The 25,058-nt window shown below is 67.4% G+C and carries 23 protein-coding genes; 12 read left to right on the top strand and 11 right to left on the bottom strand.

Annotated elements, in window-relative coordinates; genetic code table 11:
- Genes UU7_RS06265 through UU7_RS06230 form a run of 8 tightly spaced genes read left to right on the top strand, consistent with a single transcriptional unit; the run spans nucleotide 1 to nucleotide 9,183 of the window.
- The gene (locus UU7_RS06265; RefSeq protein ID WP_007806452.1) at nucleotides 1–1,068 is read left to right on the top strand and encodes an FAD:protein FMN transferase; all 1,068 of its coding nucleotides are present in this window, start codon (nucleotides 1–3) and stop codon (nucleotides 1,066–1,068) included.
- Nucleotides 1,068–3,257, top strand: coding sequence for a NosR/NirI family protein (locus tag UU7_RS06260; RefSeq protein ID WP_007806449.1), 2,190 nt, complete (start codon nucleotides 1,068–1,070; stop codon nucleotides 3,255–3,257). Before UU7_RS06265 ends, UU7_RS06260 begins: the two co-directional genes overlap by 1 nt.
- A gap of 34 nt (nucleotides 3,258–3,291) precedes the next feature.
- Entirely contained in the window at nucleotides 3,292–5,238 is a 1,947-nt protein-coding gene (nosZ, locus tag UU7_RS06255; protein WP_007806446.1) for a TAT-dependent nitrous-oxide reductase, read from the top strand.
- A 54-nt stretch (nucleotides 5,239–5,292) separates the two neighbouring features.
- Nucleotides 5,293–6,555: a nitrous oxide reductase family maturation protein NosD gene (locus tag UU7_RS06250; protein ID WP_007806445.1), complete on the top strand. Its 1,263-nt coding sequence runs from the start codon at nucleotides 5,293–5,295 to the stop codon at nucleotides 6,553–6,555.
- Entirely contained in the window at nucleotides 6,552–7,481 is a 930-nt protein-coding gene (locus tag UU7_RS06245; RefSeq protein ID WP_007806443.1) for an ABC transporter ATP-binding protein, read from the top strand. Before UU7_RS06250 ends, UU7_RS06245 begins: the two co-directional genes overlap by 4 nt.
- Nucleotides 7,478–8,311 carry an ABC transporter permease gene (locus tag UU7_RS06240; RefSeq protein WP_007806441.1) on the top strand — a complete coding sequence of 278 codons (834 nt, stop codon included), beginning with the start codon at nucleotides 7,478–7,480 and terminating at the stop codon, nucleotides 8,309–8,311. The genes UU7_RS06245 and UU7_RS06240 overlap by 4 nt, the downstream gene beginning before the upstream one ends.
- A 12-nt stretch (nucleotides 8,312–8,323) precedes the next feature.
- Nucleotides 8,324–8,965 carry a nitrous oxide reductase accessory protein NosL gene (locus UU7_RS06235; RefSeq protein ID WP_007806439.1) on the top strand — a complete coding sequence of 214 codons (642 nt, stop codon included), beginning with the start codon at nucleotides 8,324–8,326 and terminating at the stop codon, nucleotides 8,963–8,965.
- 14 nt (nucleotides 8,966–8,979) lie between these two features.
- Complete coding sequence (locus UU7_RS06230; RefSeq protein ID WP_007806437.1) at nucleotides 8,980–9,183, top strand: Sec-independent protein translocase subunit TatA; 204 nt, start codon at nucleotides 8,980–8,982, stop codon at nucleotides 9,181–9,183.
- A 33-nt stretch (nucleotides 9,184–9,216) separates the two neighbouring features.
- Here the strand turns inward: UU7_RS06230 and UU7_RS17365 are convergent, their stop codons facing one another.
- The 9 genes from UU7_RS17365 to dapD form a co-directional block, all read right to left on the bottom strand.
- Nucleotides 9,217–9,597, bottom strand: coding sequence for a response regulator (locus tag UU7_RS17365; protein WP_007806434.1), 381 nt, complete (start codon nucleotides 9,595–9,597; stop codon nucleotides 9,217–9,219).
- Entirely contained in the window at nucleotides 9,597–10,997 is a 1,401-nt protein-coding gene (locus UU7_RS06225) for a sensor histidine kinase (RefSeq protein WP_007806432.1), read from the bottom strand. The genes UU7_RS17365 and UU7_RS06225 overlap by 1 nt, the downstream gene beginning before the upstream one ends.
- Nucleotides 10,998–11,038: 41 nt before the next feature.
- Nucleotides 11,039–11,692, bottom strand: coding sequence for a YfiR family protein (locus UU7_RS06220; RefSeq protein ID WP_007806431.1), 654 nt, complete (start codon nucleotides 11,690–11,692; stop codon nucleotides 11,039–11,041).
- Nucleotides 11,693–11,696: 4 nt separating this feature from the next.
- Nucleotides 11,697–13,631: a TOL_0244 family TonB-dependent receptor gene (locus UU7_RS06215; protein WP_007806429.1), complete on the bottom strand. Its 1,935-nt coding sequence runs from the start codon at nucleotides 13,629–13,631 to the stop codon at nucleotides 11,697–11,699.
- Between the two features lie 187 nt (nucleotides 13,632–13,818).
- Nucleotides 13,819–14,952, bottom strand: coding sequence for a succinyl-diaminopimelate desuccinylase (gene dapE / locus UU7_RS06210; protein WP_007806426.1), 1,134 nt, complete (start codon nucleotides 14,950–14,952; stop codon nucleotides 13,819–13,821).
- A 64-nt stretch (nucleotides 14,953–15,016) separates the two neighbouring features.
- The gene (locus tag UU7_RS06205; protein ID WP_007806424.1) at nucleotides 15,017–16,081 is read right to left on the bottom strand and encodes a VIT1/CCC1 transporter family protein; all 1,065 of its coding nucleotides are present in this window, start codon (nucleotides 16,079–16,081) and stop codon (nucleotides 15,017–15,019) included.
- A gap of 5 nt (nucleotides 16,082–16,086) precedes the next feature.
- Nucleotides 16,087–16,584 (bottom strand): DUF2165 family protein, encoded by a 498-nt coding sequence (locus UU7_RS06200; RefSeq protein ID WP_040672967.1) that lies wholly within the window; start codon nucleotides 16,582–16,584, stop codon nucleotides 16,087–16,089.
- A 1-nt stretch (nucleotide 16,585) separates the two neighbouring features.
- Nucleotides 16,586–16,942 (bottom strand): Spx/MgsR family RNA polymerase-binding regulatory protein, encoded by a 357-nt coding sequence (locus UU7_RS06195; protein WP_007806420.1) that lies wholly within the window; start codon nucleotides 16,940–16,942, stop codon nucleotides 16,586–16,588.
- Nucleotides 16,939–17,766, bottom strand: a complete 828-nt coding sequence (gene dapD, locus UU7_RS06190) for a 2,3,4,5-tetrahydropyridine-2,6-dicarboxylate N-succinyltransferase (RefSeq protein WP_007806419.1) — start codon at nucleotides 17,764–17,766, stop codon at nucleotides 16,939–16,941. Before dapD ends, UU7_RS06195 begins: the two co-directional genes overlap by 4 nt.
- A 140-nt stretch (nucleotides 17,767–17,906) precedes the next feature.
- Here dapD and UU7_RS06185 point away from each other — a divergent pair, with 140 nt between their 5' ends.
- From UU7_RS06185 to tssA, 4 genes are all read left to right on the top strand, one after another.
- Nucleotides 17,907–18,461, top strand: coding sequence for an NADPH-dependent FMN reductase (locus tag UU7_RS06185; RefSeq protein WP_007806418.1), 555 nt, complete (start codon nucleotides 17,907–17,909; stop codon nucleotides 18,459–18,461).
- A gap of 233 nt (nucleotides 18,462–18,694) precedes the next feature.
- Nucleotides 18,695–18,979 carry a hypothetical protein gene (locus UU7_RS06180; RefSeq protein ID WP_007806417.1) on the top strand — a complete coding sequence of 95 codons (285 nt, stop codon included), beginning with the start codon at nucleotides 18,695–18,697 and terminating at the stop codon, nucleotides 18,977–18,979.
- A gap of 88 nt (nucleotides 18,980–19,067) precedes the next feature.
- The gene (locus UU7_RS06175; protein WP_007806416.1) at nucleotides 19,068–19,385 is read left to right on the top strand and encodes a hypothetical protein; all 318 of its coding nucleotides are present in this window, start codon (nucleotides 19,068–19,070) and stop codon (nucleotides 19,383–19,385) included.
- A 187-nt stretch (nucleotides 19,386–19,572) separates the two neighbouring features.
- The gene (gene tssA, locus UU7_RS06170; protein ID WP_040672965.1) at nucleotides 19,573–20,610 is read left to right on the top strand and encodes a type VI secretion system protein TssA; all 1,038 of its coding nucleotides are present in this window, start codon (nucleotides 19,573–19,575) and stop codon (nucleotides 20,608–20,610) included.
- A 51-nt stretch (nucleotides 20,611–20,661) separates the two neighbouring features.
- On the opposite strand, the gene UU7_RS06165 is transcribed toward tssA, so the two are convergent.
- Both UU7_RS06165 and UU7_RS18635 read right to left on the bottom strand, forming a co-directional pair.
- Complete coding sequence (locus UU7_RS06165) at nucleotides 20,662–21,774, bottom strand: hypothetical protein (protein ID WP_007806414.1); 1,113 nt, start codon at nucleotides 21,772–21,774, stop codon at nucleotides 20,662–20,664.
- Nucleotides 21,771–25,058, bottom strand: a 3,288-nt coding sequence (locus tag UU7_RS18635) for a beta strand repeat-containing protein (RefSeq protein ID WP_007806413.1), incomplete at its 5' end; no start/stop codon positions are given. The genes UU7_RS06165 and UU7_RS18635, both read right to left, overlap by 4 nt.

Raw genomic sequence — 25,058 nt, 5'->3', positions numbered from 1 at the left:
ATGCACCGTCCCTCCGCTTCCGACGACCTGCGTTCGCCCGACCGCCGGCGCTGGCTGAAGCAGGCCGGCCAGCTCGCCATCGCGGGCGGCCTGCTGGCCGGCGGCGGCTGGGCGGTGCTCAAGCGCAAGCAGAACCTGTGGCAGGTGCGCCGCGAGCGCACGCTGATGCAGACCTCGGTGGCGGTGACCTGCCTGGCCGATGACGTGCAAGCCGCCGGCGTGGCGATCGAAGCCGCGTTCGCGCGCATGGCGGCGACCGCGGCGCAGCTGACCCGCTTCGATCCCGCCAGCCCGCTGGCGCGACTCAACCGCGACGGCCAGCTGGCGCAGGTGCCGGCACAACTGGATGCGGTGCTGCGCCAGGCGCTGTCGCTGTCGCGGCTGACCGACGGCGCGTTCGATCCGACCGTGCTGCCGGTGCTGCGCTACTTCGAAACGCTGCGCGGCACGGCAGCCACCGACGCACACGAGCAGCGCGTGGCCGAAAGCCGCGACGCACTGGTCGGCTACCGCGACCTTGCCCTCGATGCGCGCGGCGCGCGGCTGCTGCGCCCGGGCATGGCGATCACCCTGGACGGCATCGCCAAGGGCCACGTGGTCGACCAGGGTATCGCCGCGCTGCGCGGCGCCGGCATCGAGTACGGCCTGATCGACGCCGGTGGCGACATCCACGCGATCTGCGGCAACGACCCGCAGCGGCACTGGAACGTCGGCATCGTCGATCCGCGCGACGTCAGCCGCGTGGCGGCGGTACTTCAGCTGCGCAACGCGGCGCTGTCCACGTCGGGCAATTACCGCGTGTTCTTCTCCGCCGACCGGCGGCTGTTCCACATCGTCAACCCGCGCACCGGCTGGTCGCCGCAAAGCTATTCCAGCGTCACCGTGATGGCGCAGCGCTCGGTGCTGGCCGACGGCATGAGCACGGCGGCGTTCTCGCTGGAGCTGCCGCGCCTGTCTGCACTGATGGACGCGCAGGATCAGCAGTGGCTGGCGTTCTCGCGCACGGGCGGGCAGCGTTGGCGCTCGCGCGACCTGCCGCTGATTGCCGGCACGGCGGAGCGCGTGTGATGCGCATGCCACGCCCGCTCGTCACCCGCCTGCTGCTGGCGCTGTGCCTGTTGTTGCTGGCACCGGCCGCGCTGGCCGGCATCGACGCGAAGCACCCGCAGCTGCACGAGGTGTTTCCGCAGGCCACCCGCTACGGCGACATCGAGGGCACGCCGCCGGCGGCCGCGGTGTACCAGGGCGACAAGATCATCGGCTACGTGTTCGAGACGGTGATGGTGGCGCCGGTGCCGGCGTACTCGGGTGCGCCGATCAACCTGCTGGTGTCGATCGGCACCGACGGCAGCATCCGCGACGCCCGCGTGCTGGAGCAGCACGAGCCGATCCTGCTGGTCGGCATCCCGGTGCAGAAGTTGTACGACTTCGTGGCGCGCTACATCGGCCATCGCGTGGACGACCAGATCGTGGTCGGCGGCGGCGCCAGCGGCAGCGTGCGCATCGACGCGATCAGCAGCGCCACGGTGACCTCGATGGTGGTCAACGAGACGATCATGAACTCGGCGCTGAAGGTGGCCGCCTCGCGCAAGCTGATCGCCGGCGCGACCGACACCGGCGCCAGGGTCGCCGCCGTGCGCGCCGACTATTACCAGCCGGCCGACTGGGACACGCTGACCGGCAACGGCGCGATCGGCCACCTGCAGCTCAAGCGCCAGGCGATCACCGACGCCTTCAAGGGCCAGCCGGAGAGCGGCCTGGTCGACGATCCCACCGCGCCGGCGCCCGGCCACGAAGGCGATGTCTTCATCGACCTGTACTTCGCCGACGTCACCCCGCCCACGGTGGGCCGCAACCTGCTCGGCGCCAGCGCCCACGCCGACCTGATGAGGCAGCTCAAGCCCGGCGATTCGGCGATCGCGGTGATGGCCAACGGCATCTACTCGTTCAAGGGCGTGGGCTACGTGCGCGGCGGCATCTTCGACCGCGTGCACGTGCTGCAGGATGGCAAGCTGGTGCTGTTCAAGGACACCGACCTGGTGCAGTTGAACGACACCCCGCTGCGCGGCAAGCCCGACTTCGCCGAGCAGGCGATCTTCATCGTGCGCAACGGCGGCAGCGGTTTCGACGCGACCCGGCCGTGGACGCTGCAGCTGATGGTGAACCGCCAGGTCGGCCCGCTGCAGAGCATCTATCACACCTTCACCCGCGATTACCGCATGCCGGCGGTCTACACCACGCGGCCACAAAGCGGCGCGGAGGCACAGTCCGGCGCACTGCCGGCCGACGCCGCGCTGTGGCAGAAGATCTGGTACGGCCGCCGCATCGACATCGCCGTGCTGCTGGCCGGGCTGACCGTGCTGACGCTGATCCTGCTGTTCCAGGACTGGCTGGTGACGCGGCCCGTGCTGCTCGAACGGGTGCGCACCGGTTTCCTGATCTACACCCTGGTGTTCATCGGCTGGTACGGGCTGGCGCAGTTGTCGGTGGTGAACATCTTCACCTTCATCCAGTCGCTGCTGCACGGTTTCCATTGGGAAACCTTCCTGATGGACCCGCTGATCTTCATCCTGTGGGTATTCGTCGCCGCCACCTTGCTGCTGCTCGGGCGCGGCGTGTACTGCGGCTGGCTGTGCCCGTTCGGTGCGCTGCAGGTGCTGGTGAACAACGCGGCCAAGCGATTGCACGTGCCGCAGTTCGAGTTCCCGCGGGCGGTGCACGAGCGGCTGTGGGCGCTGAAGTACGTCATCCTGCTGGTGCTGTTCGGCATGTCGCTGCAGTCGCTCAACACGGCCGAGCACTACGCCGAGATCGAGCCGTTCAAGACCACGTTCACCCTGCACTTCGCGCGCTCGTGGAGCTACGTGCTCTACGCAGTGCTGCTGGCCGGCGTCTCCGCCTTCAACCACAAGTTCTATTGCCGTTACGTCTGCCCGCTGGGTGCCGGGCTGGCGGTGTCTGGGCGCTGGCGCCTGTTCGAATGGCTGCGCCGGCGGCCGGAGTGCGGCAGCCCCTGCCAGGTCTGCGCCAACGAGTGCGAGGTCAAGGCGATCCATGCCGATGGCCGCATCGACTTCAACGAATGCCACTACTGCCTGGATTGCCAGGTCACCCGCGTCAACGATCACAAGTGCCCGCCGATGGTGCAGCAACGCAAGAAGCGCGAACGCGCCGCGCGGCCGTTGCCCACGCCGATCGCGCTGATTACCCCGGCGAACGCGCCGGAAACCCGGGAGCCGGCGCCCGTCGCCGACTGATCCCACACGTCACCTGCCTCTGCGGATGGAAGCCATGCACGACGAATCGAAGAACAAACCCGAAGCAAACGCGGAAGGCGCCGACCCCGCGCGTCGCAACTTCATGAAGAACAGTGCGCTGGTCGGCCTGGCCGGTGCGGCGGGACTGGCGTTGGCGGGCTGCGGCCGCAAGGGGGACCACGGTGGCGCGGAAGGTGGCGCCGCCGGACACGATGGCGAGCGCCAGCGCGGGCACGGCGAGCACGAAGCGGCCTCCGACCACGTGCCGCCCGGCCAGCTCGACGAGTACTACGGCTTCTGGAGCGGCGGCCAGTCCGGCGAGGTGCGCCTGGTCGGCGTGCCCTCGATGCGCGAGCTGATGCGTATCCCGGTGTTCAACCCCGACTTCACCATCGGCTGGGGCGTCACCAACGAGAGCAAGCGCGTGCTCGGGCCGAACTTCCCGCCCGGCGGCGACTGCCACCACCCGCACATGAGCCAGACTGACGGCCACTACGACGGCCGCTACATCTTCATCAACGACAAGGCGCACACCCGCGTCGCGCGCATCCGCTGCGACGTGATGCGCACCGACCGCATCACCGACGTGCCCAACGTGCAGGCGATCCACGGCCTGCGCGTGCAGCGCGCACCGCGCACCGGCTACGTGTTCGCCAACGGCGAGTTCCTGGTCCCGGCACCGAACGACGGTCGCGACCTGGAGGACCCGGCCAGGTACCAGACCATGTTCAGCGCCCTCGACGGCGACACCATGGAGGTTGCTTGGCAGGTGCTGGTGGACGGCAACCTGGACAACACCGAGGCCGACTACGCCGGCAAGTACGCCATCTCCACCTGCTACAACAGCGAAAAGGGCATGGACCTGCCCGGCACGATGCAGGCCGAGCGCGACTGGGCGGTGGTGTTCAACATCGCCCGTATCGAGGAGGCGGTGAAGAACGGCAAGTTCAAGACCATCGGCAGCTCCAAGGTGCCGGTGCTGGACGGTCGCCACGGTTCGTCGTTCACCCTGTACATCCCGATTCCGAAGAACCCGCACGGCATCAACGCCAGCCCCGACGGCAAGTACGTGGTGGCCAACGGCAAGCTCTCGCCCACCGTCACCGTGATGGAGTGGAGCCGCATCGACGACTGGTTCGCCGGCAAGCTGAAGGACCCGCGCGACACCGTGGTGGCCGAGCCCGAGCTGGGCCTGGGCCCGTTGCACACCGCCTACGACGGCCGCGGCAACGCCTACACCACGCTGTTCATCGACAGCCAGATCGCCAAGTGGAACATCGCCGACGCGATCGCCGCCCACGACGGCAAGAAGGTCAACTACCTGCGCCAGAAGATCGACGTGGCCTACCAGCCCGGGCACTGCCACACCTCGATGGGCGAGACCCGCGATGCCGACGGCAAGTGGCTGGTGTCGCTGAACAAGTTCTCCAAGGACCGCTTCCTGCCCACCGGCCCGCTGCATCCGGACAACGACCAGCTGATCGACATCTCCGGCGACACCATGAAGCTGGTCGCCGACGGCCCGGTCTACGCCGAGCCGCACGACGTGATCCTGCTGCATCGCCGGCTGCTGATCGACAAGGTCAAGAAGAGCTGGGACCGCGACGATCCGTTCTTCGCCGAGACGGTGGCGATGGCGAAGAAGCATGGCGTCAACGTGCTGTCCGACAGCAAGGTCATCCGCGAGGGCCGCAAGGTGTTCGTGTACATGACCTCGGCCGCGCCGATCTTCGGCATGGGCAGCTTCAAGGTGAAGAAGGGCGACGAGGTGACCGTGGTGGTGACCAACATCGACGCGGTGGAGGACGTGAGCCACGGCTTCTGCATCGTCAACTACGGCATCAACATGGAGATCAGCCCCGGCGCCACCGCCTCGGCCACCTTCACTGCCGACAAGGCGGGGGTGTTCTGGTACTACTGCACGTTCTTCTGCCATGCGATGCACATGGAGATGAGCGGGCGGATGCTGGTCGAGGCCTGAGCCATGCCGTGCCGCCGCATCACACGCGGCGGCACGGCACGACCTGCCGCTGCCATGCATACGCTTCGTTGCCTCGCCATCCTGCTGCTGCCGCTGCTGGCGCTGCCGGCATACGCGGACGAGTCGCTGGAACAGCTCGTGGCGGCGGCGCCGCCCGGCGCCACGGTCAGCGTGCCCGCGGGCGTGCATGCGGTGCACCTGAAGCTGGATAAGCCGGTCACCCTGGTCGGCGAACCCGGTGCGATCCTCGACGGCGGCGGCGCGGGCGACGTGGTGCGCATCGGTGCATCGAACGTGACCGTGCGTGGACTGACCCTGCGCCACAGCGGCAGCAACCTCACCGCGACGAACGCCGGCATCTTCGTCGAGCGCCAGACACGCGAGGTCACGCTGGAGGACAACCGCATCGAGGACAGCCTGTTCGGCATCTACCTCGACGGCGCGGCCAACGTCCGCGTGGCCCACAACGTGATCCGCGGCATGCGCAACCTGCGCGTGGCCGACCGCGGCGACGGCATCCACCTGTGGAACGACACCGGCTGCACCATCGAGGGCAACGACGTGGCCGACTCGCGCGACGGCATCTACGTCTATGTCAGCTCGCACAACACCATCGCGCGCAACGTGGTGCACGACGTGCGCTACGGCGTCCACTACATGTATTCCCAGGACAACCTGCTGCTGGACAATGTCAGCCGCGGCAACCTCGCCGGCTATGCGCTGATGTCCTCGCACCACCTGAAGGTGCTCGGCAACAGTTCCGAGGACGAGAGCTCCTACGGCTTCCTCCTCAACTACATCGCGCACAGCGAGATCGCCGGCAACCGCATCTACCGCATCAAGGGCCAGAGCGACGACGCCGGCGGCACCATCGACGGCACCGAGGGCAAGGGCCTGTTCGTCTACCTGTCGCAGTTCAACGACTTCCACGACAACCTCGTCGCCGACTCGCAGATCGGCATCCACGTGACCGCCGGCTCGGAGCACAACCGGTTGTGGGGCAACCATTTCGAGGACAACCGCATCCAGGTGAAGTACGTGCAGAACCTCGCCCAGGAGTGGTCGGCGCACGGTCGCGGCAATTTCTGGAGCGATTACCTGGGCTGGGACCTTGACGCCGACGGCATCGGCGACGTGCCGTTCCGTCCCAACGACGGCGTCGACGTGCTGCTGTGGAAATACCCCTCCGCGCGGAACCTGATGTCCAGCCCTTCGGTGCTGCTGATGCGCTACGTGCAGCGCGCCTTCCCGGTGTTCACGCCGCCCTCGGTGCAGGACAGCCACCCGCTGATGAAAGCTTCCCCGGCCATGCCATGAACCACCCGATCGAATGCCACGCGCTGGCCAAGCACTACGGCGAGCTTGCCGCACTCGACGGCATCAGCGCCGTCGTACCGCGCGGCCAGGTGATCGGCCTGCTCGGCCACAACGGCGCGGGCAAGTCCACCCTGATCAAACTGATCCTCGGCCTGATCGCGCCCAGCGGCGGCCGACTGCAGGTGCTCGGCCAGTCACCGTGGCGCGCGCATGCCTTGCGTCGGCGCATCGGCTACCTGCCCGAGAGCGCCACCTTCTACGGCAACCTCAGCGGCCGCGAACTGCTCGACTACCTGGCGCGACTGAAGCAGGCGCCACGCGCACAGGTCGCCACGTTGCTCGAACGCGTCGGCCTGGCGCACGCCGCCGACCGACGCGTCGGCACGTATTCGAAGGGCATGCGCCAGCGCCTCGGCCTGGCGCAGGCGCTGCTCGGCTCGCCCGAACTGGTGCTGCTGGACGAGCCGACCACCGGCCTCGATCCGCAGGCCACCCGCGAGCTGTACCGCATCGTCGGCGAGTTGCGCGCGGATGGCCGCTGCGTGCTGGTCTCCTCGCACCTGCTGGCCGAACTGGAGCCGCACATCGACGGCGCGCTGATCCTGCGCCAGGGCAAGCTGTTGGCTGCCGGCAGCCTGCACGCGCTGGGCGAGCAGGCCGCGCTGCCGGCACAGGTGTTGCTGCGACCACGCGAGCTGGCGATGGGCGAACTGCTCGCGCGCCTGGAAGCCGGCGGCGTGTCGGCACGGCCGCGCCCCGACGGCCGGCTGGAACTGCAGGTGCCGCGCGCCGGCAAGTTGCGCATGCTGCGCGAGCTGCTGGCCGACCCGGCGATCGTCGATCTCGACGTGCGCGAGCCGACGCTGGCGCAACTCTACGACTGGCTTGGCGCCGGTCCGCCATCCACCGCGGAGGTGGCCGCATGAACCCGATCCTCACCGTCGCCGCCAAGGAATTCCGCGACGACTTCCGCAACCGCTGGACGATCGCGCTGACCATCCTGTTCGCGTTGCTGGCGCTGGGCATCGCCTGGTTCGGCAGCGCCGCCGCCGGCCGGGTCGGCTTCACCTCGTTTGACGCCACGCTGGCCAGCCTGACCACGCTGGGCGCGTTCGTGATCCCGCTGATCGGCCTGCTGATCGCCTACGACAGCATCGTCGGCGAGCGCGACGACGGCACCCTGCTGCTGATGCTCAGCTACCCACTGGCGCGCGGCCAGCTGGTGGCCGGCAAGTTCCTCGGCCATTGCGGCGCATTGGCCGCGGCCACGCTGGCCGGCTTCGGCCTGGCGGTGACGATCATGCAGTGGATGCAGCCGCCGGAGCAGACGATGCAGGCGTGGCTGCAGATCGCGCGTTTCATCCTCAGCGCGTCGCTGCTGGGCGCCTCCTTCGTCGGACTGGCCTGCCTGATCAGCGTGCAGACCGCCGACAAGTCCCGCGCCGCCGGACTGGCGCTGGTCGGCTGGCTGGTCAGCGTGGTGCTGTTCGATCTCGCGCTGCTGGCACTGCTGGTGGTCAGCGGCGGCAACCCGCTCGAGCGCGCGGTGTATCCGTACCTGCTGCTGTTCAACCCGGTCGACGTGTTCCGCCTGGTCAACCTCACCGCGCTGGGCGACGGCGCCGGCAACGACCTGCTGACCGGCATGACCGCCCACCACGTCTATCCGCCCGCCCTGCTCTACGCGCTGTTGCTGGGCTGGGCGGTGGCGCCGTTCGCGTGGGCGCTGCTCGCGTTTCGGCGCAAGGAAATCTGAAGGACTCCGCGCATGCCCTGCTCGCCGATCACCACCCTGCGCCGCGCCGCCTTCGTGCTGACGCTGGCCCTGCTCGCCGGTTGCGGCGGCAAGCCCGTACCCGCACACCACGCCGTCGATACCCACCCGGACGACGCCTGCGCGGTGTGCGGCATGTATCTGGACGGCTCGCCCGGCCCGCGTGCCGAGGCCTGGATCAGCGGCCGCGCCAAGCCGCTGGTGTTCGATTCCACCCGCGACTTTTTCGCCTACGTGCTGCAACCGGAAAACCAGTCCGCGCTGCAGGAACTGTTCGTGCAGGACAGCACGCGCATCGACTGGCAGCAACCCGCCCACGCCGCCGCCAGCTTCATCGACGCCCGCACCGCCTCCTACGTGGCCTGGCAGCCGCTGGCCGGTTCGATGGGACCGACCCTGGCGCCGTTCGCCAGCCGCACCGTCGCCGAAGCCTTCGTGCACGAACATGGCGGCGCCGTGCTCGGCTTCGCGGAGATCACGCCCGCACTGGTGGCCACGCTGGACTACCGCTGCCCCGCCCGGGCCATCGGCGCGCACGGCACGCTGCAATGCCTCGCCGCGCCCACGCCGTCGCTCGGCCTGTCGAGCCATCCGCAAGCCGCGCCTTCGCCGGCGCATCCCCGCCCCCATCCATGACAGGAATCCGCACCATGCTCGGACTGAACAGCTTTTCGCACTGGATCGTGCTGCTCGTGCTGGCAGTGCTGATCTTCGGCACTGGCAAGCTGCGCAACGTCGGCCGCGACCTCGGCGGCGCCATCGCCGATTTCCGCAAGGGGCTCGGTGAGGTCAAACCGGAGCGCGCTGCTCCGTCGGCGGCGCAACTGGACACCGACGACAAGCCGCCGCGCTGACACGCCGCTCTCCCTCGCCGGATGGTGGTCCGCTCAGTGCTCCAGCGCGGCCGCCACGGTCTCGGGCAGGGTGTTCAGCGAGAACGGTTTCTGCAGCACGCGGTAAACCAGTGCCTGCAGCGCCTCCGGCAGCGGCGATGGCGCGTAACCGGTCATCAGGATCACCCTCAGTTCCGGACGCAGCGTCTTGCCGATCCGGGCGACCGTATAGCCGTCGATGTCGGGCAGCTTGATGTCGCTCAGCAGTACGTCGATGCGCAGATCGGATTTCAGGGCCTCGACCCCGCTGTCGCCATCGCTGGCTTCGACGACGCTGTAGCCCGCGTCCTGCAGGTTTTCCATCACCAGTTCGCGCAGGAAGGTCTCGTCTTCGACAAGCAGGATGCATGGGGTGGAAGAGTCGGGGGATGACATTACGCTACCTCGGGAGTCGCTTCGCCGGGAACATGCGGCAGGACGATGTGGATGGTGGTGCCGCGGCCGGGCCCGCTGTCGATGCTGGCCAGGCCACGGGACTGCACGATGAAACCGAAGATGGTGCTGAGGCCCAGGCCGGTGCCCTTGCCGACCGGTTTGGTGGTGAAGAACGGCTCGAACGCCTTGCGCCGAACCTCCTCACTCATGCCCATGCCGTTGTCGACCACTCGCAGATGCACGTAGTCGCCGTCCGGCAGGCCCTCCATGGGATGGTCGGCATCGATGCGCAGATCATCCACGCCGATGACGATGCGCCCGCCGTCCGGCATCGCATCGCGCGCGTTGACGACAAGATTCAGTATCGTGTTCTCCATCTGGTTCGCGTCGCACAACACAGGGCGATGCGAGTCGAGCCGGTAATCGATTTCCACGCCGCTGCCCACCGAATGCTCCAGCAGCGGGCGGATGTCGCGAACCAGCACATCCAGCCGCAGCAACCGCGGCGACAGCGGTTGTTGCCGCGCGAAGCTGAGCAGGCGCTGGGTCAGGCTGGCGGCCCGATCAATGCCGTCCTGCGCCACGTCGAGGTAGTGCCTGATCCGCTGTTCCCGCGCTTCGCGGCCATCATCGGACCCGCGTTCGCGTGGCGGCGAGGCGGGTGTGCCGTCAGCCGACGGATCGCCCTGCAGCAGCTTCTGTTGCAGCAGGGTGAGACTGCTCTTGATGATCATCAGCAAATTGTTGAAGTCATGCGCGATGCCGCCGGAGAGCTGGCCGATGGCTTCCATCTTCTGGCTCTGCCGCAGCGCCTCCTCGGTCCGTGCCCGCTGCGCCATCTCGATGTTGAGCCGCTCGTTGGCGTCGGCCAGTTCGGTGGCACGCCGATGCAGCGCATCGTTGGCGCGGGTCAGCACGCCCTGGGCCACCGCCAGCACGGCAAGCATCAGCACCGCCATGATGGTGAGCAGCGCCACGCCGCTGTAGCGAGTCAGTTGCACCATCAGCGGCGTGTCTGCAGCACGCAGGTATACCCGACCGACGGTAGTGGCGCCCTGGCGCGCTGGCACTTCCACCAGTTGCCGCTGGTGCGGCGCGCGGCCGTCGGCGGCCAAGCTGTCAGCGATCGGCTCGCTGCCCGCCCGCTGGAAACCGGCCACCTGGCGATGCGCCTCGTTGTACACCGCCGCTGCATCCAGCCGGGGGTCGAGCATCAGGGCGTTCACGTATTCCTGCGCGGCCGCGCGATCATCGAACGCAATTGCCGCAGTCACGCTGGCGGCCAGGATGTTGGCCTGGGTGACCAGTTGGTGTCGCCGCTCGACCCGCGCCGAATGGTATTGGTAGGCGGCCGCGAGTGCGCCGGCGATCAGCAGCAGGCCAGCCGCGACCAGCAGCATTACCGGGCGGAACCTGTAGGCCCGGAGGTTCGCGTGGGCATTCATCGCGAATTGACCTTCAGCGCCAGGCTCAACAGCTTCGAGCTGATGGTGAGATGGTTGCGCGCGGCGGCGGAGGTATTGATCTCGAAGCCGACCCGGCCCTGCCGTATCACGAACTGCACGATGCCCTGATCATCCGGCGTGGCGGAGTCGACCACGGTCAGCACCGGCCTGCCCTCCACCGCCGCCAGCGCCTGCCGCGTGGTCTGCGCCGGCAGCTTGCCGATGAAGGCGATCTGGCAGCCAGCGTCGGCCGTCAGCGCGTCCAGCCGAAGCACTTCAAAGGCATGCGTACCGAAGCGGCGCCCGACCACCGCGTCGGCCAGAAAGCCGTGGAACGGATCGTCGCCGACCACGCAGATCCTGAACGCTGCGTCCGGGCCGACGAACTCGCCGGGCGGCCAGTTGACGAAGGGCGCGAGCTTGTAGAGATACGTCGCCTTGACCGCGTATTCCAGCGAGATCGCCGGTGGCGCTGGCGACGGCTGTCGTGGCAATTGCACCGCGTTCGCCGCCGCTGCGCCCATCGCGTACGCCAGCAGCGCGATCAGGCAGGCGCAGACACGGGCGCGCGCCACGCGCGATCCCGCGCACAACGCGGCAACGGCACGCAGGGCATGTCCGGACGCGGCGCGGCGGGGCAGGATCGGCATGTCCTCAGAACTTCAGGCGGGCATCGAGCAACACGCTGCGTCCGATGCGGTCGCTGTCCGGGAACACGTATTCCTGATGCCACGAGTGCAGCAGGCTGGAGCCGGACAGGGCGAGATCCAGTTTCTCATTCACCCGCCAGGCCAGTCGTGCGTCGAGCTCCACGTAGCCGGGCACCTTCGGGTCCGGCAAGGCGCTGACCCCGCGCAGTTCGGCCACCAGGGTCCAGCGCTCGGAAAGGTTCATCACCGAGCGGATGAAACCGTGACGCTCGGGATCATTGCCCGCCTGCGACAAGCCCAGCAGGCCACTCGCACCCGGCTTGAAGCGCAACCGTTGCCGCTGTGCGGCAAAGCCCGCGCCCAGGCGCCAGGAGTCGCTGACCGCGTAGCTGCCCCAGGCTTCCAGCCCCAAGGTATGGCCTTCCATGCCATTGCCCCACAGCAGTGGAAGCAGCGTGGGCGAATATTCGATGGTCCGCAGGTCGTCGTAGACGTTGTAGTACACCGACACCGACACGGTCGCCCGCGTGGCCACCTGTGCACGCCAGCCGGCTTCATAGGCGGTCAGCTGCTCGCGCCTGAAATCCGGATTGCCGACCAGGAAGGTGGTCGAGCCGAGTTTCTCGATGACATCCTGGTCGAATGGCGTGGGCGTGCGCACCGCGCGCGAAGCGGCTGCCCACAGCAGCACGTTCCCCCCGGGCTTCCATGACAGCTTTCCGCTGGGCATCAGCGACAGGCCCGAGTAGGGATCGTCCTCGGCCTTGAGGCCAAGAGTCAGCTGCACGCGCGGGCCCAGCCCGATCTGGTCCTGCACGAATGCGTTCGCCAGGTTCTGCGTGTTCACCGCCGGGTTCCACAGCAGCGAACTGGCCGGACTGATCCGCGGCTTGATGTCGTAGCGGTAGTTCCGGTTGCCGGCACCCCACACGACCTGGTTGTGCTCGCCCAGCGCGAAATTGTGCTGCAGCTCGATGTCCCAGGTGTCGAGCGCGAAGCCGTCGCCACTGGCATCGTTGCGACGATGCACATGGTCGTAATAGGCCTGCAGCTGGAAGCTCGAGGTATCGCTGATCGCGTGCTGCCAGCGTGCCAGCAGGTCGCCTTCGCTGCTGCGCGAGTCGGGTGCGCCAGCCTGCTCCACGCGGCCATCGTGCAGGTCGCCCTGCAGCATGGCGGCATCGGCCGCGCCGCCATCCCAGTCCAGCCGGAAACCGACCTGCGGATTGCTCCAGCCGTTGCGCGCGTCGTGCCCGGTGCTGTCGTCGAGCGAGTCCCGGCGAACGTCCCGCGCGTAGACCCGGTAATGCGCGTGTTGTCCCAGCACGCCGCCATATTGCACGGACGCCTCACGCTGCCGGTTGCCCACGCCCACGCGCAGCACCCCGCCCCGGGTATCGGCAGCCTTGCGGGTGATGATGTTGATCACGCCGTTGACGGCGTTGGCGCCCCACAGCGCACCGCCGGGACCGCTGATGACCTCGATGCGCTCGATGTCTTCGGGCATCACGTACTGGTCATCCCAGTACATGCCGGAAAAGATCGGTGAATACACGCTGCGGCCATCGATCAGCACCAGCAGCTTGTTGGGAAAATTCTGCGCGGCGTTGTTGCCGCTGAAACCCCGCGCGGTGATCACGTAGTTGCTCGGGCTGGTCTGGAAGACCGCCAGGTTGGGCGCGAGCCGCAGGATGTCCGGCAGGCTGGTGGCGCCGGATCGCAGGATGTCGTCGTGACCGATCACGTAGACCGCCGCCGCGGCATCGCCCAGCGGCTCGGGGGTCTTCGCCACCGAGGAAACCACCACCTTGCCCAGGTCCTCCAGCGAAAGGTGACTGAGATCCTGCGGCACCGCCACGGCGCTGGCCACGTCGACCGACAGCGCCAGCAGGCCCAGCGCAATCGCGCCGCGCCGGCACGCGCGCTTCTCCACGCTCATGTCGCCATCCTTTCGCAAGCACAATCCGAACAGCACATGAAAGCCCCCTGCCACCGACCTGGCTCACCCCGGATGCCGGCATCGGGCGACATTATGCCGCCGATGCCCGTGGCACCGTGTCTATGGGTTCTTCACATTTCGCAGCGGCGCCCGGCTCGTCGCCCCATGCCACAGGTTCGCCCCGCGCCTATCCCAGCATGCGTTCGCACACTGCCCGGTACAGCGCCGGCAGCGCATCCAGGTCCGCGATGTCCACGCACTCGTCCACCTTGTGGATGGTGGCGTTGACCGGTCCGAGCTCGACGACTTCGGCCCCCATCGGGGCGATGAAGCGACCGTCGGAGGTGCCGCCGCCGGTGCTTTGCTCGGGATCGATGCCGCACAGGTCGCGGCAGACTGCCACCACGGTGTCGCGCAGGGCGCCGCCCGGTGGCGTGAGGAAGGGCTCGCCGGAGAGGTTCCAGTCCAGTGCGAAGTCGAGTCCGTGGCGATGCAGGATCGCCTCGGTGCGCGCGCTCAGGTCTTCCGCGCGGCTGGCAGTGCAGTAACGGAAGTTGATCAGCGCGGCGAGTTCGCCCGGTATCACGTTGTTCGCGCCGGTGCCCGCGTTGAGGTTGGAAACCTGAAACGAGGTGGGCGGAAAGTCCGCATTGCCTTCGTCCCAGCGCTCGGCGGCCAGTTCGGCCAGCGCGGGGGCAAATGCGTGGATCGGATTCAGCGCCTTTTCCGGATACGCCACGTGGCCCTGCACCCCGCGCACCACCAGCGTGCCGGACAGCGATCCGCGGCGGCCCACGCGAATCAGGTCGCCCAGCCGTTCCTTCGAGGACGGTTCGCCCACCACGCACCAGTCGATGCGTTCGCCGCGTTCGCGAAAGTGTTCGGCCACGCGGCGCACGCCGTCGAGGTTGGTCGGGCCCTCCTCGTCGCTGGTCAGCAGCAGGCCGACCCGGCCGCGATGTGCGGGATGTGCCGCCACGAACAGCTCCAGCGCCACCACCATCGCGGCGGCCGAGCCCTTCATGTCGGCCGCACCTCGGCCGTATAGACGTCCGTTCCGGACGGCCGGCTCGAACGGCGGGCTTTGCCAGGAGGCTTCCGGCCCGCTGGGCACCACGTCGGTGTGGCCGAGGAACGCCAGCGTCGGGCCGGCGTCGCCATGGCTGGCCCACAGGTTGTCGACTTCGCCGTAGCGCAGGTACTCGACGCGGAAACCGGCATGCGCCAGCCGCTCGCCGATCAGCGGCAGGCAACCGGCGTCATCGGGCGTCACCGAACGGCGGCGGATCAGGTCACAGGCAAGCTCGAAGACGTCGGACATGGGCACTCGCGATAGTCACGCAGGGCAAGAGCCGCAGCATACCAAGCACGCCCGGCCCGGTTGCTCAGCCGGTCAGCACCACGCCCAGCAGATGGCCTACCCCGTAGGTGATCGCGGCGGCCGCGGCGGTGATGCCGAACTGGCGGGTGATCGAAAACAGCATGCTGCGTCCGGTGAACAGCGAGGTGCCGATGCCGATCAGGGCCAGCCCGGCGGCGGTGGAGCAGGCGCTGGCCAGCATGGCCATGTGGCCACCGAGGAAGAAATATGGCGCGACCGGAAACAGTGCGCCACAGGCGAACAGGCAGAACGAGGAGATCGCCGCGCCCCAGGCCGAGCCGCCCAGTTCGGCCGGATCGACACCCAGGTCTTCGCGCACCAGCATGTCGAGCGCCGCGCGCGGCGTTTCGGCCACATGCTCCGCCAGGTGCTCGGCCGCCGCCGGCTCCAGCCCCTTGTCGCGATAGATGCCGGCGATGTGTTCGAGGCCGTCTTCCGGCGCCACCGCCAGGCGCTCGGCGCGCTCGGTGATCCGGGCCTGGTAGAACTCGCGCGAACTGTTGACCGACAGCCACTCGCCCAGCGCCATCGAGCATGCCCCGGCGACCAGCCCGGCCAGACCGGCCAGCAGCACGGCGCGATCACCCGAGGCGGCGCCGGCCATGCCCATCACCAGGCTGACGTTGGAAACCAGCCCGTCGTTCGCACCGAGCACGGCGGCGCGCAAGGTGTTGCCGCTCTGGGCGCGATGGCGCAACCCGTGCGGACCGGCCGGCTGCGACAACGGAAAGTGGTCGCGATGGCCACTGCGGTCGACTGGCGTGACGGCATGATCGGCGTGTTCAAGCCGCACCACGGTAGGCATCACGAACTCGGTACCGAAGCGCTGCGCGAACCAGCCAAGCGTGCGCACACGCAAGCCGATCCGCGACGGCGGCACCACCTCGCCCAGTTCGCGCAGGCGCTCTTCCCAGAACTGCGCATTGACCTGCTCGCCCGCCGCGATGCGTCGATAGGCCTGGCCCAGTCGCGCATCATCGGCCAGCTCGGCCAGCCGCGTGTACAGCGCGGCGTTGTCACGCTCGATGCGAAGATTGCTGCGGAAGCGGCGGGTGCGATGCGTGCTCATTGTTGTCAGTCGTCGAGTTCGTCGTCGCGCTGGCCCAGGCAGACCAGCGCCAGCAGCAGCACTGCGACGAAACGGAACGCGCTGTCCAGCCCGTTCCACTGGCTGGACATCCACATGCCGAACCATTCGCCGCCAATCGCCATGAAGCCACCCAGCCACAGCAGCACCCCGACGCCGAGGCCGGCCACGGCGAGGCGCTTGGCACGATGGAACTGCGCGGCCGGTGAACGGCGTGCGCGCCACAGGCGCCACGTCCCCAGCCCGCACAGCACCGCGGCCAGCGTTTCGGTGGCGATGATCAGCACGTAAGCCGCATGCTGCAGCAGCGGCGCATGGATCGCGCGGTAGTGGATGGTGGCGTCCGGGAAGATCGAGTCCATCGCCAGCACGTGCTGCACGAAGACCAGGTTGCTGCCGTAATCGGTGATGTTGCCGAAGGCGACCAGCGCCAGCCACAGCGCGATCGTCGCCATCAGCCCGATCCTGGAAAGCCGCAACGGCATCTCAGCGTCCGAACAGTTTCTTGAAGCCGTTGTCGCTGAAACCCACGCTCACCGTGCCGTCGGCTTGCACCACGACCGGGCGGCGGATCAGCGCGGGATATTCCTTCAGCAGCAGGGTCCATTCCGGATCGCTGCCGGGGTTCTTGCGCTGCGGCAGCAGGTTGCGCCAGGTGGTCGAGGACTTGTTGACCAGCTTGTCCCAGCCGCCGAGCTGTGCCGCCCACGCTTTCAGCGTCGCCGCAGGCACCGGGTTGGCGCGGTAGTCGACGAAGTCGTGCGCCACCTCGAAACGGGCCAGCCAGTTGCGCGCCTTGCGGCAGCTGTCGCAATTCGGAAGTCCATGCAGCACGGGGTTCATTCGCCACTCCGCAGCAGCTCGTTGATGCTGGTCTTGCCGCGCGTCTTCTCGTCCACCTGCTTGACGATGATCGCGGCGTACAGGCTGTGGCTGCCGTCCTTCGCGGGCAGGCTGCCGGCCACCACCACGCTGCCGGCCGGCACGCGGCCATAGCTCACTTCGCCGGTGGCGCGGTTGTAGATGCGGGTGGACTGGCCCAGGAACACGCCCATGCCGATCACGCTGCCCTTCTCCACCACCACGCCCTCGACCACTTCCGAGCGCGCACCGATGAAGCAGCCGTCCTCGATGATGGTGGGGTTGGCCTGCAGCGGCTCCAGCACGCCGCCGATGCCGACGCCACCGGACAGGTGCACGCCGGCACCGATCTGCGCGCAGGAACCCACGGTGGCCCAGGTGTCGATCATGCTGCCGGCGCCGACATGGGCGCCGATGTTGACGTAGCTGGGCATCAGTACCGCGTCCTTGGCGATGTGCGCGCCACGGCGCACCAGCGCGCCGGGCACCACGCGGGCACCGAGCTGCTGCAGCTCGGTGTCGTCGCCGTGGGCGAAGCGCAGCGGCACCTTGTCGAAGGCCTGGGCCGGGCCACCGTCGACCACGCGGTTGTCGTTGATGCGGAAATACAGCAGCACCGCCTTCTTGATCCACTGGTTCACCGTCCAGCCGCCGTGGCCGTCCGGCTCGGCCACCCGGCGCTCGCCGGACTCCAGCAGGTCGAGGACCTGGCCGATCGCGGGGCGCAGACGGGTCTCGATCTCGGTCGGGTTCAGCGTGTTGCGGCGTTCGAAGGCTTCGTCGATCAGGGTTTGGATGGCTTGCATGGGGTTCTTTCGCGGAAGATGATGACGGTTGGCCGGTAGGGCCACGAAGAATACAGGCCGGATCGGCATTTGCCTGCCCGGGTTCATCCGTATTTGACGACGGCGCATCCATTGTTTCACAGCACTCAACGGAGTCGGAAATGAACCAGATCAAGATTGGCGTGATGGTGGGAAGCCTGCGCATGGATTCGTTCAATCGCCGACTGGCCCGGGCCGTGGAGAAGCTGGCTCCCGACGATCTCGCCTTCCGGCACATCCAGATCAACGACCTGCCGCTGTACTCGCAGGATTTCGATGCGGCCTACCCCGCTGCCGCCACCCGACTGAAGAAGGACATCGAGTCCGTCGATGCCCTGCTCTTCGCCACGCCCGAATACAACCGCTCGATTCCGGGCGTGCTGAAGAATGCGATCGATATCGGTTCGCGGCCCTGGGGCACCAACTCGTTTGCCGGCAAGCCCGCGGCCGTCATCGGCGCCTCGATCGGTTCCACCGGCACCGCCCTGGCGCAGCAGCATCTGCGCAACGTGCTCGCCTACCTGGACATGCCCGTACTGGCCCAGCCGGAGGTGTTCATCCACTTCAAGGAAGATCTTGTCAGCGAGGATGGCAGCATCGGCAATGATGGAACGCGGAAATTCCTGCAGGGCTTCGTCGACAACTACGTCGCGTGGGTCAGGCGATTCGCGCGGTGAGCCGCCCATGCGACGCGCCTGTCGCGCGCGTCGCATGGCGTTGCCGGGAACCGTTGCAGTCTCCTGCGTGAAGAGCCATCACCGGCTCCCGGATGTTCGGGCACATCTGACATGCCGATGCGGGGAACCTCCTTCACCGTCACGAGACGCCCTGCGGGTCCATGATGCATCCGGGCCCGCCTGCATGAAATGTGCGAGGGGCACCGTTTCGTCATCTCCCCTGGAGGAACCCCATGCACGAGCAGATCACTCAAGGCTCGATGGTCTTCATCACCGATGGCGCCGACGGCATCGGTGCCGTGCGGGAGATCAGGCGCGGCCTGCCCGAACTGCTGGTCTATATCGAGAACGCCGGAGACTTCGTGATACCGATATCGGCCGTGAAGGATGTTCATTCCGGCAAGGTCGTGCTGGATTTCGACAGGCTGGATCTGCGCGTGCGCAATGCCATCCGTCATGCGCGCGATGCGGAAGACAGCCATTACGTCGCACCGGCTTCGGGGGAAGAGGAAGAATAGCCGTCGACATGCGCCAGGCCGATCACCCCGCGGCCCGGAGTACGCTTTCCGGCAAGATATCCGGCTTGTCGACGGAACCCCTCATGGCATGATCAACCGAGACGAAGAACGACTGAACCGCCAGCTGGACCGGTTCGAACGCGAGTTGCCCGCGCCGTTGAGTCGAAGCATGCGCTGGCTGCGCGAACCTTCGTCTCGATGGATCCGCGTTCCGGCGGGCATCCTGCTCATTGTTGGCGGCATCTTCAGCATCCTGCCCCTGCTGGGCTTGTGGATGCTGCCGCTGGGTCTCCTGCTGCTGGCGCAGGACCTGCCCTTCCTGCGGCGCCCGACGCGGCGCGCCCTGCTGTGGATGGAACGGCGCTGGGTGCGCTGGAAACGGCGCCCTCGCAGCACCACCGGATAGTCGGAATCGTCGGAACGCCGACTTCGTCGATGCCGTCCTGCCGTGTGGCCCGATCCGCGCGCCCTCGGCAACCACCCGGGGCCGTCCCGCAGATCGACGATGCATGGTGTTGAAGCCGCCGGTGACTGGTTTTGTGTGGATAATTCGTGATAATGGCGCGATCCCACCTGGAAGGCGGTGCAAACCCATGACGCAATATGATCTTGAGTCTTTGTTGGCACCGATCGGAGATGAATCCCCGTCGGGTGACGATCTGGAATACGACCCCGAATTCCTCGCGCTGGAACGCGCCGCCGCACCCAAGGCGGAACGCGCCATCGGGGACAACGTCAAGGCCGCGGAAGAGCCGGACTGGGAAAAGGTCGCCGAACTGGCCGAGGCCCTGCTGCACCGATCCAAGGACTTGCGTCCGGCCATCCACCTCACCACCGCCTGGATGCGCACCTCCGGCATGCGTGGATGGAGCGCCGGGCTCAGCCTGATCCGCGGGCTGCTTGAACACTTCTGGGACACCGTCTATCCGCAACTGGATGCCGAAGACGACAACGATCCGACCATGCGGGTCAATTCGGTCGTGCCACTCGGTGACCTGCAGGGTGTGCTGCGCTATTTCCGCACCACACCCTTCGTGCAGTCGCCGCGGATGGGCCGTTTCGACCTGCGCGACCTGCGCATCGCCAACGGGACGCTGAAGGTCACGACGGAAGGCGAACCCGGCCCGTCGTTGACCGAGATCGAAGCCTGTTGCATGGACTGTTCCGAAGAAGAACTGGTGGCGGTCACTGCCGCCATCGGCCAGTCACTGGAGAGCGCCAAGGCCATCGACGGCATCTTCAACGACCGCATCGGTACCGCCGGCCCGGACCTCAAGAATCTGCTCAGCGATATCTACGAGCTGAAGAAGTTCCTGGACCCCCAGCTGGCGCGGCGGCTCCCGCAGGAAGGCACAGGCGGTGAGGGTGACGCGGGCGAAGGTGGCGGCGAAGGCGGTACCGGCGGCACCCGCGCATCCAACGGTGCCATTTCCGGGCCGCAGGACGTCATGCGGCGGCTGGACGAGTTGTGTGACTACTACTCGCGCAACGAACCGTCGAGCCCGGTGCCGCTGCTGCTGCGGCGTGCCCAGCGACTGGTCGGCATGGACTTCATGGACCTGCTGAAGGATCTCGCCCCGGGCGGCATTTCGGAGCTGCGCGTGGTTTCCGGCACGCCCGAAGACGAATAGGCCGAGGACGAGCCGGCCGCAGATCCGACCCGGCAGTTGCAGGGGCAGGCTTCAGTAGACGCCCTTGCAGCTGTTCGCACCGGATCGCACGAAGAGCTGACGCACCGACGGGTCCCAGCTGAGGGTCAGGCCGGCGGGCAGTCCCGCGGTGATGCCGGCCGAAGCGATCTGACTGATTGGCCCCACCGTCGTGGTGCGGCCATCCGCGAAGGTGACTCCCGCGCTGATCGTGTAACTCAGCGGATCGGTGCACGTCCCTATGTCCACCTGCCTGGAAACGGTGGTGCCGCCGGAAAAGTCCGGCATGGTACCGGCGATGGGCGACCCGACCTTCTCGCTGCCATTCCCGGCACGGCACGTGGTGGTCAATACATAGCTGATCGAAAGTTTCGCCGGGGTGGCTACCTGCACCACGGCCACCGCGTCGGGCTGGGCCCCGCAGCCAAGCAGGAAGGCCTTGCGCCTCGACGCCACGTGGAGGACGTAGCTGCCAGGATCCAGCTTGGCGCCCGCGGGCAGTTCCAGCTCGATCCGGGCGGGCGAGACCCCGGTCACCTTGGGCTGCACGGCCTGCGGCTTGCCCTGGGCATCGGTGGCGGTGACCGTGGGATCCTCGCACTGCGCGTCGAACAGGTTGGCGCCCACCAGCGCGAAACTGGTCTTGCCGGGGGTGTTGCGCAACACGAACAACGGTCGGTGATCGGCGGTCTCGACAGCATCGACAACCGGCGGCAGCTTCGCCCCCTCCGAGGCTTCGGCAAGCTGGGCCACCGTGGTTGTCAGCGCATCGGCCATCGCGTTTGCGTCGACGTCCAGGCAGCCCTTGCTGGCAGCCAGAAACGCTTGCACCCGCTGGCTGGCTGCATGGGCACGATAGGCGTTGCTTTTCGGTTTGGCGTCGATGATGTCGATCGGCTTGTCGGTTTCCTTGCCGAGCGATTTGCGCAGGGCCTCGCTCATGGCGGCGAGGCGCTCGCTGGTCGAACCCAGGCTGGAACCCGGCATGCCCGCTGCGCGAGCGGACAATTCGTGCTGCGCCGCGCCCAACTCTTCCAGGATCGCCGTTCCGGTCAGTCGCGGCGCAAGCTGCGCCGCGAGTGGCGTAACCCACCCCGGCGCCAGCAATCCGACCAGGACGGCCGCGCCGAGCTTCAGCATGCTCATCGGCGACCATTCATCATGAAGCCCACCATCCCCACCGTGTCGCCTTCCTGGCAATCCTGCTGGTCCGGCTGATCCGGATCGCACCCGCTCTGCTGATCGGCCGGCAAGCGCACGCCGGACGGCACGATGCCGTAGGAACGATAGTTCGCCGTGATCACACTCGGGTCGATGTAGGAGTCACCGTGGTTGCCGTTCTGCGCACTGCCTGCACCGGTCGCGGTCGGAACGTTGATCGCGAAACCACCACCCAGCGGCAGCAGGTTGTTGCTGCTGTCGATCGCATAGAAATAGGCGGGCGGGAAACCGACATTCGCAATCTGCTGCAAACCGCTGCCGATCACGTAGATGGGCGCCGAGGCCTTGCCCATCCGTCCGGTTGAGCCCCAGATGCCCGTGCTGTTGTAGAGCGGCGTGGTGCCCAGCTGGAACAAGTCGCCATTGGTCACCGACAGATAGGTGACCGCGTTGCCGGCGTTGACCGTGAACGTGCTGCCATCGACCGACGCCAGAGTCAGGGTCTTGTTGTTGGTCATGCTGAAACCACCCGGCGACGAGAAGTTGCCAAGCGTGTCGACCATGTTGTTGATGCGACCGGAGGCACTGCCCAGCGTGGTGGCGCCTGCCGCGCTTCCGCTCAGGGTGCCGGCCGTGATCAGGCCACCGGAGCCTTCGTTGATCGCGCCGGCGGACTTCAGCGTGGTCTTCGTGCCGCTGATCGACCCGTTGATGGACAGTCCACCGGCGGTCGTGGTCAGGGCCAGGGCGGAACCGCCGTTGACCGCGCCATTGACCGTCAGCGCCTGCGCATTGCTCAGCGCGAAGTTCGCTGCGCTGAAGCTGCCCAGGGTACCGATGTGGTTGGCGCCGGTGAGGGTCGTCGCGCCGACCGACTGGCCGCTCAGGGTACCGGCCGTGATGCTGCCGCCGGCACCTTCGCTGATGGCACCGGCCGACTTCAGCGTCGTCGTGGTGCCGCTGACGGCACCGTTGATGATCAGGTCACCCGCGGTGGTCGTGAGTGTCACGGCCGGACCGCCATCGAGTGGCCCGACCACCGTCAGCGTCTGCGCATTGGTCAGACTGAAGTCTGCCGTGAAGCTGCCCAGCGTGTTGATGTGGTTGCTGCCGTCCAGTGTGGTATTGCCGGTCGACTGACCCGTCAGCAGATTGGCAGTGATGCTGCCTGCCGCCCCCTCGGTAATCGCGCCGGCGGAGTTGAGCGTGGTGGTGGTGCCGCTGACCGCACCGTTGATCGCCAGATCGCCAGCGGTCGTGGTCAACGTGGTACTAGCGCCGCCCTGGAGCGGACCACTCACGGTCAGCGAACGCGCATTGGTCAGGCTGAAGGCCGTCGCGCTGAAATCGCCAAGCGTGGCGACCTTGTTGGCCTGATTCAGCATGGTGCTGCCGGTCGAACTGCCGGTCAGCGTGCCGGCGGTGAGGATGCCGCCGCCCTGGCTGATATTGCCGCTGGAGCCCAGGTTCACCGTCGTGCCCGTGACGTTGTTGCCCAATGCCAGATCGCCGGCCGAGGTCAGCGAAACGTCATCACCCGTCAAGGCCGTATTCACGCTCAGCGCTCCGCTGGTCGTGGTCAGGCTGATGTCGCCGGTACCACCCGCGGTGGTCAGCGGGCCAGCCACACTCAGCGCTTGCGCATTGGTGAGAGCGAAATTGGCGGCACTGAAGCTCCCGAGCGTGCCGACGTGGTTGGCCTGGTTCAGCACGGTGTTGCCGACCGAACTGCCATTCAAGGTGGTCGCGGTGATGCCGCCACCGCTGCCTTCGGTGATGTCCGCGGCCGAGTTGAGCGTGGTCGTGGTGCCGCTCACCGCGCCGTTGATGGCCAGGTTGCCGGCCGTGGTTGCCAAGGTCGTGCTGGTGCCGCCGCTGACGGGACCGGTGACGGTCAACGCTTGGGCGTTGGTCAGTGCGAAGCCAGCCGCGGTGAAGCTGCCCAGCGTGCCGATGTGGTTGCTGCCGTTGAGCGTCGTTGCTCCAACGGATTGGCCGGCCAGCGTGGTGGCCGTGATGACACCGCCTGCGCCTTGGCTGATCGCGCCCGCGGAGGTGAGTGTCGTCGTCGCGCCATTGACCGCCGCGTTGATCGCCAGGTTGCCGGCGGTGGTGGTCAGCGCCGTACTGGCGCCGCCGTTCAGGGTGCCGGCGATGGTCAGTGACTGGGCGTTGGTGAGGGCGAAACCCGCGGCACTGAAGTTGCCCAGGCTGGTGACGTGATTGCTGCCGTTGAGCGTGGCAGCCCCCGCCGACTGGCCCGTGAGCATCGCGGCGGTGATGTTGCCGCCGGCTCCTTCGCTGATTGTTCCGGCCGATTTCAGGGTGGTGGTGGTGCCGCTCAACGCACCGTTGATGGCCAGGTTCCCGGCGGTCGTGGTCAACGCCATGCTGGCGCCGCCATCGACTGTCCCGGTCACGGCAAGCGACTGCGCGTTGGTCAGCGCAAAGCCGGCGGCAGTGAAGCTGCCCAGGGTGCCGACATGGTTGACCCCGGCGAGGCTGGTTGCACCTGCCGAATGACCGGTCAGCGTGGTGGCGGTGATGCTGCCTGCCGGTCCTTCATTGATCGTGCCGGACGAGTTCAGACTCACTGCCGTGCCGTTGAGCATGCCGCCCACGGTCAGGTTGCCCGAATTCACCGTCAACGCACCCGTGCTCACCGTTCCCAGCGTCAAGGCGTTGATGTCGCTGATCTGCGTGGCGCCACCGGCGAGATTCACCGTGCCACCGAAGTCATTGCTGCCGCCAGCGAGGGTAATCGCGCTGGTGCCGGCATTGATCGTGGTGGTACCCGCCACGGCCAGCGCAGCGCCCGTCTGCGATACCGCTCCGCTGCTGGTGATGAGCAGGTCGCCACCCACCGTGGTCGCACCCAGCGTCGTGCTGGTTCCGGCTCCGGTCGTGGTAATCGTCAGCGTGCCGGCCGCATTGCCGCTGACGCCAAGATTGCTGCTCGCCGTCACCGCTGCGATGCCCGACGTGGTACCGCCAACCCCTGTCGTACCCGCACCGGACAGGTTCACATTGACCGGTGTGGTGTATCCCGAGTAGTCCAGGCTGCCGTTGCTTCCAGCGTCGAGATTCCCCGAGATATCCCCGTCGGCACCCGAGTGCATGAAGAAATGGCCGGTACCGGTGTCGATCAGGTTGCCGATGCCGGAGAAGGTTCCGGCCAGACTGGTCACCGTACCCTGATTGTGGCCGGTGAGACTCCAGTTCTGGTTGGACGCGGACAGCGTGCCGGTGCCGGCATCGGCGATGTTCTC

The sequence above is a fragment of the Rhodanobacter spathiphylli B39 genome, assembly GCF_000264295.1.
GTDB classification, from domain to species: Bacteria; Pseudomonadota; Gammaproteobacteria; order Xanthomonadales; family Rhodanobacteraceae; genus Rhodanobacter; species Rhodanobacter spathiphylli.
This window is presented reverse-complemented; position numbering and strand designations above follow the sequence as displayed.

Excerpts from the sequence above, each read along its gene's own strand:
- nosZ (WP_007806446.1), top strand. The coding sequence starts at position 3,292 with ATGCACGACGAATCGAAGAACAAACCCGAAGCAAACGCGGAAGGCGCC.
- UU7_RS06230 (WP_007806437.1), top strand. The coding sequence starts at position 8,980 with ATGCTCGGACTGAACAGCTTTTCGCACTGGATCGTGCTGCTCGTGCTG.
- UU7_RS06200 (WP_040672967.1), bottom strand. The coding sequence starts at position 16,584 with ATGCCGTTGCGGCTTTCCAGGATCGGGCTGATGGCGACGATCGCGCTG.
- UU7_RS06185 (WP_007806418.1), top strand. The coding sequence starts at position 17,907 with ATGAACCAGATCAAGATTGGCGTGATGGTGGGAAGCCTGCGCATGGAT.
- UU7_RS06180 (WP_007806417.1), top strand. The coding sequence starts at position 18,695 with ATGCACGAGCAGATCACTCAAGGCTCGATGGTCTTCATCACCGATGGC.
- UU7_RS06215 (WP_007806429.1), bottom strand. The coding sequence starts at position 13,631 with ATGAGCGTGGAGAAGCGCGCGTGCCGGCGCGGCGCGATTGCGCTGGGC.
- UU7_RS06260 (WP_007806449.1), top strand. The coding sequence starts at position 1,068 with ATGCGCATGCCACGCCCGCTCGTCACCCGCCTGCTGCTGGCGCTGTGC.
- dapE (WP_007806426.1), bottom strand. The coding sequence starts at position 14,952 with ATGTCCGACGTCTTCGAGCTTGCCTGTGACCTGATCCGCCGCCGTTCG.
- UU7_RS06225 (WP_007806432.1), bottom strand. The coding sequence starts at position 10,997 with ATGCTGCTGGTCGCGGCTGGCCTGCTGCTGATCGCCGGCGCACTCGCG.
- UU7_RS06250 (WP_007806445.1), top strand. The coding sequence starts at position 5,293 with ATGCATACGCTTCGTTGCCTCGCCATCCTGCTGCTGCCGCTGCTGGCG.
- UU7_RS06235 (WP_007806439.1), top strand. The coding sequence starts at position 8,324 with ATGCCCTGCTCGCCGATCACCACCCTGCGCCGCGCCGCCTTCGTGCTG.
- UU7_RS06165 (WP_007806414.1), bottom strand. The coding sequence starts at position 21,774 with ATGAGCATGCTGAAGCTCGGCGCGGCCGTCCTGGTCGGATTGCTGGCG.
- UU7_RS06240 (WP_007806441.1), top strand. The coding sequence starts at position 7,478 with ATGAACCCGATCCTCACCGTCGCCGCCAAGGAATTCCGCGACGACTTC.
- UU7_RS06265 (WP_007806452.1), top strand. The coding sequence starts at position 1 with ATGCACCGTCCCTCCGCTTCCGACGACCTGCGTTCGCCCGACCGCCGG.
- dapD (WP_007806419.1), bottom strand. The coding sequence starts at position 17,766 with ATGCAAGCCATCCAAACCCTGATCGACGAAGCCTTCGAACGCCGCAAC.
- UU7_RS06195 (WP_007806420.1), bottom strand. The coding sequence starts at position 16,942 with ATGAACCCCGTGCTGCATGGACTTCCGAATTGCGACAGCTGCCGCAAG.
- UU7_RS06175 (WP_007806416.1), top strand. The coding sequence starts at position 19,068 with ATGATCAACCGAGACGAAGAACGACTGAACCGCCAGCTGGACCGGTTC.
- UU7_RS06245 (WP_007806443.1), top strand. The coding sequence starts at position 6,552 with ATGAACCACCCGATCGAATGCCACGCGCTGGCCAAGCACTACGGCGAG.
- UU7_RS06205 (WP_007806424.1), bottom strand. The coding sequence starts at position 16,081 with ATGAGCACGCATCGCACCCGCCGCTTCCGCAGCAATCTTCGCATCGAG.
- tssA (WP_040672965.1), top strand. The coding sequence starts at position 19,573 with ATGACGCAATATGATCTTGAGTCTTTGTTGGCACCGATCGGAGATGAA.
- UU7_RS06220 (WP_007806431.1), bottom strand. The coding sequence starts at position 11,692 with ATGCCGATCCTGCCCCGCCGCGCCGCGTCCGGACATGCCCTGCGTGCC.
- UU7_RS17365 (WP_007806434.1), bottom strand. The coding sequence starts at position 9,597 with ATGTCATCCCCCGACTCTTCCACCCCATGCATCCTGCTTGTCGAAGAC.